The sequence below is a fragment of the Inquilinus limosus MP06 genome, assembly GCF_000767795.1.
GTDB lineage: Bacteria > Pseudomonadota > Alphaproteobacteria > DSM-16000 > Inquilinaceae > Inquilinus > Inquilinus limosus_E.
In genome coordinates, this window is the sequence record NZ_JANX01000253.1 from 1 (window position 1) to 8,585 (window position 8,585).

Sequence of the window (8,585 nt, forward strand, 5' to 3'; positions counted from 1 at the left end):
CCTGCTCGACCTGCTGCTCGGCCGCGGCGACACCCTGGCCTGCGCCGGCCTGACCTATCCCGGCGTGCGGGCGATCGCCGCCCATCTCGGGCTCCGCCTGGCCGGGCTGGCGCAGGATGCCGATGGCATCGACCCCGATGCTTTCGAGCGCCTGTGTCGCGACCGGCCGCCCAAGGCGCTCTACCTGGTGCCGACCATCGCCAGCCCGACCACGGCGACGCTGCCGGTCGAGCGCCGGCAGGCGATCGTCGCCATTGCCCGCCGGCACGGCGTGGCCATCGTCGAGGACGATGCCTATGGCGCACTGCCGCAGGCGCCGCCGCCGCCGCTCGCCGCCCTGGCGCAGGACGTCACGTGGCATGTCGCCTCGCTGTCGAAATGCGCCAGCCCGGCTCTGCGCGTTGCCTATGTCGCGGCGCCCGACGCCGGGGCTGCGGTGCCGCTCACCGCCGGGCTGCGCGCGATCAGCCTGATGGCCTCGCCGCTGACGGCCGTGCTGGCCACGCGCTGGATCGGCGACGGCACGCTCGTCGCGCTGACGGCGGCGATCCGGGCGGAGAACCGCACCCGGCAGCGCCTGGCCGCGTCGCTGCTGCCCGCGGGGACGGTCGCCGCCCATCCGGATGGCAACCATCTCTGGCTGACCCTGCCGGAGAGTTGGAGCGCCGCAGCCTTCACCGCCGCCGCCCGGGAATCCGGGCTTCTGGTGGTGCCGGCCGACGCCTTTGACGTGACCGGCACGCCGCCACGCGCGGTGCGGCTGTCGCTCGGCGGCGTGCCGGATCAGGTGGGGCTGGAGCGGGCGCTGCGGCGCCTGGCCGGCCTCCTATCCTGGTCCGTCGGGGCGCCGGGGGCTGCGATCGTCTGACGCCGCCGTCATCCCGCCCTGCCGCACCGCGTCGATGAAGGCACGCAGCGCGGGCGCCATCTGCCGCTGCTGCGGGTAGCACAGGAACAGGCCCGGGAAGGGCGCGGACCATCGCTCCAGCAGGGGCACCAGCCGGCCGGCGGCGATGTCGGCGGCGACCGCCTGCTCGACCGCGAAGCCGATGCCGATGCCGCGCAAGGCCGCGCGCCGGGCCATCTGCTTGTCGTCGACGATCAGCGGCCCGCCGACCGCGACGGAGAACCAGCGGCCGTCCTCGAAGAACTCCCAGGCATAGGGCGTGGCATGTCCCGGCCAGCGCCAGCGGATGCAGCGGTGCCGCACCAGGTCGCGCGGATGCTCCGGCCGGCCATGCGCCGCCAGGTAGTCCGGCGCCGCCACCGCGATCTGGCGCATCTCGGGGCCGAGGCGCACCGCGACCATGTCGTGCTCGATCACCTCGCCGATGCGGATCGCCGCGTCGAAGCCGCCGGCGACGATGTCGACCACCTTGTCGTCGAGGGTGATGTCGAGCACGACATCGGGATAGGCGAGCGCGAAGCCGGGCAGGATCGGGTCGAGATAGGTTTCGGCGGCCGAGCGGAAGGCGTGGATGCGGACGGTGCCCGCCGGCCGCTCGCGGCTGCGCCGCACCTGCCCGATTGCGTCGCCGAGCTCCGAGACCACCGGCCGCACGCGGCGGAACAGGGTCTCGCCGGCCTCGGTCAGCGCCACGCTGCGGGTGGTGCGGTGCAGCAGCCGGACCCCGACGCGCTCCTCGAAGCCGCGCACCATCTGGCTCAGCGCCGAGGGCGACACGCCCAGCGTCTCCGCCGCCCGGCTGAAGCTCAGCAGCTCGCCGACGGCGACGAAGGCCCGCAGCTGGTTGTAGTCGCTGCCCGAGAGAAGGGTGTCCATGGCCCTATCGCATCATCTTTAAGCCAATCTAACAAGGTTGATCAGTTCTGCGGCTATTATGAAGGTCTTCGGCAATGGCCATCTCCGGGCCTCCAGCAGGAGACCCTTCATGACAACTTGGTTCATCACCGGCATCTCGCGCGGCCTCGGCCTCGCTTTGGCCCAGGCGGCGCTCGCCGAGGGCGACACCGTCATCGGCACGGTCCGGGCCGGCGCGCCCGATCTCGACCTCGGGGCGGGCGCGCTGCACGTCCTCCCCCTCGACCTCGCCGATCCGGAGGCCATCGCCGCAACGGTCGAGCGGGCCTTCGCCCTGGCCGGGACGATTGACGTGATCGTCAACAATGCCGGCTACGGCCTGCTCGGCGCGCTCGAGACCGCGACCGACGCGGAGGTGGCGCATCTCTTCGCGGTCGACGTGTTCGGCCCGTTCCGCGTCATCCGCGCGGCGCTGCCCCGTCTGCGGGCCCAGGGGCGCGGGCACATCGTCAACATCACCTCGATCGCCGGCCGCGCCCCCGGGGTCGGCACCAGCCTCTACTCTGCGGCGAAATCCGCGCTGGAAGGGCTGTCGGCCAGCCTGGCGCAGGAGGTCGCGCCGCTCGGCATCACGGTGACGGCGGTGGCGCCGGGCGCCTTCCGCACCGACTTCCTCTCCGCCCATTCGATCCGCCGCAGCCCGACGGAGGATGCGGCCTATGCCGCCAGCGTCGGCCGCAGCTCCGCCGCCTTCGCGGCCGCAGCCGGCAGGCAGCTTGGCGATCCGGACCGGGCGGCCCGGGCGATCATCGCCGCCGTCCGTGCCGACCGGCCGCCGTTGCATCTGCTGCTCGGCAGCGACGCCCTGCGCCGCGCCCGCGAGAAGCTCGACGCAGTGATCGAGGAGATCGGCCGCTGGGAGGAGGTGACCCGCGGCACCGATTTTCCCGTCGAAGCCTCCTGATTCCAGGACGGCCCGCTCACCCCGCCGCTGGCAGCGCCTGCCAGCGGCCCTTCACCTTCTCGAAGCCGTGCGGCGGCATGGGCACGAAGCCCGTGCCGTCCCACCGCCGCGGCTCCAGCGTCAGCCGGTCGCCGTCCAGCAGGATGCGGTTGTAGGCGTTCGGCTCGTTGCGCCGCCGGCTGGACGTCGCGGTCGCCGCCTGCGCCACCAGGATCGGCCGCCGCACCCGGCCGTGATGGGTGGTGACCTCGCCGTAGAAGTTCCGGTGCAGGTGGCCGGTCAGGATCAGGTCGACGCCGGCGGTGGCGAAGACCCGCAGCGCGGTCTCGGCCCGCCCGATCAGCCTGGTGTCCGGCGCGTCGGGCGGCGGCAGAAAGGGATGGTGCGCCACCACCACCTTCAGCAGGCCGCGCGGCAGGGCGCGCAGCGTCTCGCGCACCCGCTCGATCTGCCCGGGGCTGATCGACCCGTGCGACCAGTTCCAATGCGCCACCAGCCGCCGCGCGGTGTTGACGCCGATCAGCGCGATCCCGTCCTGGACCAGCAGCGGCGCCGTGTCCGAGGTGATGTAGCGGCGGTAGCGCGAGAACGGCTTGGTGAAGCGCGACAGCAGGTTGTGCCGCGGGATGTCGTGGTTGCCCGGCACAACGATGTGCGGGGCGGGTAGCCGGTCCAGGAAATCCCGCGCGGCGGCGAATTCGGCGCTCTGCGCGTCCTGGGTCAGGTCGCCGGAGACGGCGACGACCGAGGGCGCCAGCGCCTTCAGCTCGGCCAGCAGGGCCTCGACCAGCGCCGGCTCGGTGCGGCCGAAATGCAGGTCGGAGATATGGGCGATGCTCTTCATCGGACCGGCGTGTCGGGTTCGGTGCGCGGCACCAGCACGGTCAGCGCGCGCGGCAGGATGCGATAGCGCAGCGGCGTCGCCAAGAGATGGTTCTCGCCGTCATTGGCGACCCACAGCCGGGCCCGGCGCGAGACCACGTTGATCCGCCGCGCGGCCAGAGCCTCGGTCGCCGGATCGTGCTGCCAGGTGCCGGCGACGAGGCGGGCGACCAGGCGCCACAGATCCCATCGGCGGCGGATCCGCGCGGCGTAGACGCCCAGCAGGCCACCATCCAGCGCGACGCGGCGGTGGATCGCGGCGAAGCCTTCGGCCAGCGGGTTGTTGCTGATCGCCAGGGTGCGGGTGACCAGCCGCACCGGCCGGCCATCGGCCTGCAGCACCACATGCAGCCGCGGCCCGCGGTCGAAGCCGCGGAAGAAGGCGCGCACCAGCCGCAGCCATTTCAGCGGCCCGGGCGCGCGCCGCAGCCGTTCGCGCTGCAGCACCATGCGTGAAGCGATGCCGGGCAGCGAGCTGTTCAGGAAGATCCGGTCGTTGACCAGGCCGACATCGATCCGCCGGGTGGTCCCGGCCAGCAGCGCCGGCAGCGCCGCCTCGGGCGTCAGCGGGATGCCCAGATCGCGGGCCAGCAGGTTGGCGGTGCCCAGCGGCAGGATGCCGAGCGGCCGGCCCCCGGGCGATCCCGGGCCGCCATGCCGGCTCTCCACCAGCAGCCGCTCGGCCGCGGCGATGATGGTGCCGTCGCCGCCGCCGACCAGGATCGCCTCGGCGTCGGAGGCCATGGCGGCATCCAACGCCCGGCACAGTGCCGGCCCCTCGGCCACGGTCACCCGGCCCTCGGCCCCGGCCTCGGCCAGGATCCGGTCCAGCTGCGCCGCGATCGCCTCCGGCGTCCGACCCAGCAGGGCGCCCGCCGCGCCGTTCAGCACCAGCGCCACCCGCATCCCATCCTCAGCGGGCGGTGCCGGTGTTGCCGCCCTCGCAGGTGCAGGACGTGCTGGGGATGGCGCCGCCGGGGATCGGGCAGCTGCCGTACATCGTGACGCAGCGCTGCGCCATGCCGGATGACGGCAGCGGCAGCAGCGGCGTGCCCGGCACCTTGCGGTCCAGGCTCTCCGCCCGGCGCGGCCGGGGGACCTCCAGCCGCGGCGGCGGTGCCAGCTGTGGCGGGTTCAGCTGCCCCGGGGGCGTGATCTGCAGCGGGGCGGGGGGCTGGCCGCGAATAAGCGGCGGAGAACCGATGCCCCCGGCACAGGGGCTGCCGATCTGGGATGGATCGACGATGCATTGCGCCGTCGCGGGCGCGGGAATGGCGGAAGCGGCCGCCACGGCGAGGCCGGTGGCGAGCGCGAGACGGATCAGCGGGCTCATGGTGATGACATGTGCGGGGGGCCGTCTTCTTCAATGGTCGAAGGGCGCGATGTTTCGCTGCGTTTCCGTCCCGTTTCGTTCTAAGCTCAGGCCAGAATCAGGAGTCGGGCGCGGCGCCGGGCCATTTCCGGCCGGCCGGTCGCGCAGCCGAGCTTCAAAAGACTGTCACAGATCCCATCGATGCACGCAGCCGGCCGGCGCTGTCCAGGTCGGCCGGCCGCGTCCTATCAGCCCCAGCCACCGAGAGGCAGCCATGGCTTTCACGTTGAAGATCAACGGCACACCGCATGAGGTCGATGTCGACGGCGACACCCCGCTGTTGTGGGTGCTGCGCGACGTGCTCGGCATGACCGGGACGAAGTTCGGCTGCGGCCAGGCGCTGTGCGGCGCCTGCACCGTGCATGTCGACGGCGCGGCGACGCGGTCCTGCATCACCACGGTCGACAGCATCGGCGACAGCGCGGTCACGACGATCGAGGCGGTCGGGCAGACGCCGCAGGGCGCGGCGCTGCAGCAGGCGTGGCTGGAGCTGGAGGTGGTGCAGTGCGGCTACTGCCAGTCCGGCCAGATCATGTCGGCGGCGGCGCTGCTGAAGGACACGCCGAAGCCGACGGACGACGACATCGACGCGGCGATGTCGGGCAATGTCTGCCGCTGCGGCACCTATCAGCGGATCCGCGCCGCGATCCACAAGGCCGCGGCGTAGGGGAGGGACCGACCATGCCTGACGGCTCTCACACCCTCGGCCGCCGCGGGTTCCTCAAGGTCGGCGCCGCCGTCGGCGGCGGGCTGGCCCTGACCGTCGCGTTGCCGCTCTCGCTCCGCCCCGCTCTGGCGGCGGCCGAAGCGTCCGGCTTCGCGCCCAACGCCTTCATCCGCATCGACCGCCAGGGCCTGGTGACGCTGGTGATCCCGTCGGCCGAGATGGGGCAGGGGATCTACACCGCCGAGGCCATGCTGCTGGCGGAGGAGCTGGAGGTCGGGCTCGACCAGGTCCGGCTCGAGCATTCGCCGCCCAGCGACGCGCTCTATGGCAATCCGTTGATCGGCGCCCAGCTGACCGGCGGGTCGACCTCGATCCGTGGCTTCTGGACGCCGCTGCGCCAGGCCGGCGCCGCGGCGCGCATGCTGCTGATCGCCGCCGCGGCCAAGCAGTGGGGCGTCGACCCGTCGACCCTCAAGGCGCAGCACGGCCAGGTCACCGACGGCAAGCGGTCGCTCGGCTATGGCGAGCTGGCCGACGCCGCGGCGAAGCTGCCGGCGCCGGATCCGAAGACCGTGGCGCTGAAGGACCCGAAGGACTTCACCCTTATCGGCAAGTCGGCCAAGCGGCTGGACTCGCCGGGCAAGGTCAACGGCACCGCCGAATTCGGCATCGACACCAAGCTGCCGGGGATGAAGATCGCCGCGATCGCCATCTCTCCCGTCCTCGGCGGCAAGCCGAAATCGGTGGACGAGGCCGCGGCGCTGGCGGTCAAGGGCGTGCGCCAGGTGGTCAAGACCGACGAATCCGTGGCCGTGGTCGCCGACCATATGGGCGCCGCCAAGAAGGGGCTGGAGGCCGCGGCGATCCAGTGGGATGACGGCCCGAACGCCGGCGTCAACAGCGCCGACCTGATCCGCCAGCTGGAGGAGGAGTCGAAGAAACCGGGCGCCGTGGCCCGCAACGAGGGCGACACCGAGAAGGCCCTGGCCGGCGCGGCGCAGAAGCTGGAGGCGATCTACCAGGTGCCGTTCCTGGCCCATGCGGCGATGGAGCCGATGAACTGCACCGTGCATGTGCAGAAGGACAGCTGCGAGATCTGGGTCGGCACCCAGGTCCCGACCATGGCCCAGGCCGTGGCCGCGGAGGTCACCGGCCTGCCGAAGGAGAAGGTGCAGGTCCACAACCACCTGATCGGCGGCGGCTTCGGCCGGCGGCTGGAGGTCGACGGCATCGCCCGCGCGGTCGCGGTGGCGAAGCAGGTCGACGGCCCGGTGAAGGTGGTCTACAGCCGCGAGGAGGACATCCAGCACGACATGTACCGGCCGTACTACTACGACCGGTTCGCGGCGGGGCTGGACGCGGAAGGGCGGCCGGTGGCCTGGACCCATCGCATCGCCGGCTCCTCGATCATGGCGCGCTACTTCCCGGCGGGCTTCAAGGACGGCGTCGATGCCGACGCGGTCGAGGCCGCAGCCGAGCCGCCCTACGCCTTCCCGGCGATCCGGGTCGAATATGTCCGGGTCGAGCCGCAGGGCGTGCCGACCTCCTGGTGGCGCGGCGTCGGCCCGACCCACAATGTCTTCGTGGTCGAGAGCTTCGTCGACGAGCTGGCGGCGGCGGCCAAGCAGGACCCGGTCGAGTACCGCAAGGCGCTGCTGGGCCACAATCCGCGGGCCCTCGGCGTGCTGACCCTGGCGGCGGAGAAGGCCGGCTGGGGCACGCCGATGCCGAAGGGCCATGGCCGCGGCGTCATGGTGCAGTTCGCCTTCGGCAGCTACGTCGCGATGGTGGCGGAGGTCGAGGTGGCGGGCGACGGGTCGATCAAGGTGCATCGCCTGGTCTGCGCCGTCGATTGCGGCCTGGCGGTGAACCCGGACACGATCGAGGCGCAGACCCAGGGCGGGGCGCTGTTCGGCCTGACCGCGGCGCTGCACGGCAACATCACCTTCGCCAATGGCCGGGTCGAGCAGGCGAATTTCGACACCTACCTGCCGATGCGCATCGACGAGGTGCCGGTGATCGAGACCCATCTGGTCAAGAGCGCCGAGGCTCCCGGCGGCATCGGGGAGACCGCCACGGCCGCCGTCGCCCCGGCGGTCGGCAACGCGATCTTCGCCGCCACCGGCAAGCGCCTGCGCAGCCTGCCCTTCGACACGGACGCGCTGAAGACGTCGTCCTGATCGACCTGCTTCCGGCGGGGGCCACGGCTCCCGCCGGTGCCATCTCCCGAGGAAGAGGAAGAGAAATGAAGCTGACGCAGTGGGCCCTCGCGGCCCTGCTGACCGCCGGTGCCGTGTCCCCGGCGCTGGCCGATGGCGATGCCGCGCGGGGCCAGACCCTGTTCTCGCGCTGCAGCGCCTGCCACACGGTGACCGACCAGAACAAGCTCGGGCCGCACCTGTCCGGCGTGTTCGGCCGCGTGGCTGGCACGGTGGCGGGCTACACCTTCTCCAAGGCCATGGTCGCCTATGCCAAGCCCTGGGACGAGACGACGCTGGACGCCTTCCTGGCCGGCCCGGCCAAGGCGGTGCCAGGCACCAAGATGGCGGCGCCGCCGATCAGCAACCCGCAGGACCGCGCCGACCTCATCGCCTATCTGAAGACGCTGACGGCGTCGTAAGCCGGGTCATCATTGGTCGCTTGCGCCCGGCCTGACCTTCCATCCTCCCCCTCTCCTTGCGGGTTATGGCATCTACACATCGATCGGGAACACCGAGGGCGGGCTTATGAACAGATTGCCTCTCCCGCTTGCGGGAGAGGTCGGACATCCGAAGGATGGCCGGGTGAGGGCCAGCGGTCTCGCCAAGCACACGAATCTTGCCATGGGCAGACGCACGATCCGTCCTGTCCTGAAGCGATGATCCTGGTGTCGCCGCCGCAAAGCCCTCACCCGGAGCCGCTTCGCGTCTCCGACCTCTCCCGCGTGCGAGACCTTTTC

General features: G+C 72.1%; 9 protein-coding genes. 5 read left to right on the plus strand and 4 right to left on the minus strand.

Annotated elements, in window-relative coordinates:
• On the plus strand, positions 1–868 hold an 868-nt coding region (locus P409_RS18955; RefSeq protein WP_034841440.1), incomplete at its 5' end, for an aminotransferase-like domain-containing protein.
• Here the strand turns inward: P409_RS18955 and P409_RS18960 are convergent.
• The gene (locus P409_RS18960; protein ID WP_034841444.1) at positions 827–1,783 is read right to left on the minus strand and encodes a LysR family transcriptional regulator; all 957 of its coding nucleotides are present in this window, start codon (positions 1,781–1,783) and stop codon (positions 827–829) included. The genes P409_RS18955 and P409_RS18960 overlap by 42 nt on opposite strands.
• 109 nt (positions 1,784–1,892) lie before the next feature.
• Between P409_RS18960 and P409_RS18965 the strand changes: the two genes are divergently transcribed.
• Entirely contained in the window at positions 1,893–2,726 is an 834-nt protein-coding gene (locus P409_RS18965) for an oxidoreductase (RefSeq protein ID WP_034841447.1), read from the plus strand.
• 16 nt (positions 2,727–2,742) lie between these two features.
• Here the strand turns inward: P409_RS18965 and P409_RS18970 are convergent, their stop codons facing one another.
• The 3 genes from P409_RS18970 to P409_RS18980 are packed head-to-tail and all read right to left on the minus strand — an operon-like array spanning position 2,743 to position 4,941.
• Positions 2,743–3,570 carry a metallophosphoesterase family protein gene (locus P409_RS18970; protein ID WP_052120927.1) on the minus strand — a complete coding sequence of 276 codons (828 nt, stop codon included), beginning with the start codon at positions 3,568–3,570 and terminating at the stop codon, positions 2,743–2,745.
• Positions 3,567–4,514 carry a diacylglycerol/lipid kinase family protein gene (locus P409_RS18975; RefSeq protein WP_034841451.1) on the minus strand — a complete coding sequence of 316 codons (948 nt, stop codon included), beginning with the start codon at positions 4,512–4,514 and terminating at the stop codon, positions 3,567–3,569. Before P409_RS18975 ends, P409_RS18970 begins: the two co-directional genes overlap by 4 nt.
• 7 nt (positions 4,515–4,521) lie before the next feature.
• Positions 4,522–4,941, minus strand: coding sequence for a hypothetical protein (locus tag P409_RS18980; RefSeq protein WP_034841456.1), 420 nt, complete (start codon positions 4,939–4,941; stop codon positions 4,522–4,524).
• 253 nt (positions 4,942–5,194) lie between these two features.
• Here P409_RS18980 and P409_RS18985 point away from each other — a divergent pair, with 253 nt between their 5' ends.
• The 3 genes from P409_RS18985 (at position 5,195) to P409_RS18995 (ending at position 8,267) form a co-directional block, all read left to right on the plus strand.
• On the plus strand, positions 5,195–5,647 hold the full coding sequence (locus P409_RS18985) for a (2Fe-2S)-binding protein (RefSeq protein WP_034841459.1): 453 nt from the start codon (positions 5,195–5,197) through the stop codon (positions 5,645–5,647).
• Positions 5,648–5,661: 14 nt separating this feature from the next.
• Positions 5,662–7,827, plus strand: a complete 2,166-nt coding sequence (locus P409_RS18990) for a xanthine dehydrogenase family protein molybdopterin-binding subunit (protein ID WP_034841462.1) — start codon at positions 5,662–5,664, stop codon at positions 7,825–7,827.
• A 65-nt stretch (positions 7,828–7,892) separates the two neighbouring features.
• Positions 7,893–8,267, plus strand: a complete 375-nt coding sequence (locus P409_RS18995; RefSeq protein ID WP_052120930.1) for a c-type cytochrome — start codon at positions 7,893–7,895, stop codon at positions 8,265–8,267.
• Positions 8,268–8,585 lie beyond the last annotated feature (318 nt).

Excerpts from the sequence above, each read along its gene's own strand:
- P409_RS18960 (WP_034841444.1), bottom strand. The coding sequence starts at position 1,783 with ATGGACACCCTTCTCTCGGGCAGCGACTACAACCAGCTGCGGGCCTTC.
- P409_RS18965 (WP_034841447.1), top strand. The coding sequence starts at position 1,893 with ATGACAACTTGGTTCATCACCGGCATCTCGCGCGGCCTCGGCCTCGCT.
- P409_RS18975 (WP_034841451.1), bottom strand. The coding sequence starts at position 4,514 with ATGCGGGTGGCGCTGGTGCTGAACGGCGCGGCGGGCGCCCTGCTGGGT.
- P409_RS18995 (WP_052120930.1), top strand. The coding sequence starts at position 7,893 with ATGAAGCTGACGCAGTGGGCCCTCGCGGCCCTGCTGACCGCCGGTGCC.
- P409_RS18980 (WP_034841456.1), bottom strand. The coding sequence starts at position 4,941 with ATGAGCCCGCTGATCCGTCTCGCGCTCGCCACCGGCCTCGCCGTGGCG.
- P409_RS18985 (WP_034841459.1), top strand. The coding sequence starts at position 5,195 with ATGGCTTTCACGTTGAAGATCAACGGCACACCGCATGAGGTCGATGTC.
- P409_RS18990 (WP_034841462.1), top strand. The coding sequence starts at position 5,662 with ATGCCTGACGGCTCTCACACCCTCGGCCGCCGCGGGTTCCTCAAGGTC.
- P409_RS18970 (WP_052120927.1), bottom strand. The coding sequence starts at position 3,570 with ATGAAGAGCATCGCCCATATCTCCGACCTGCATTTCGGCCGCACCGAG.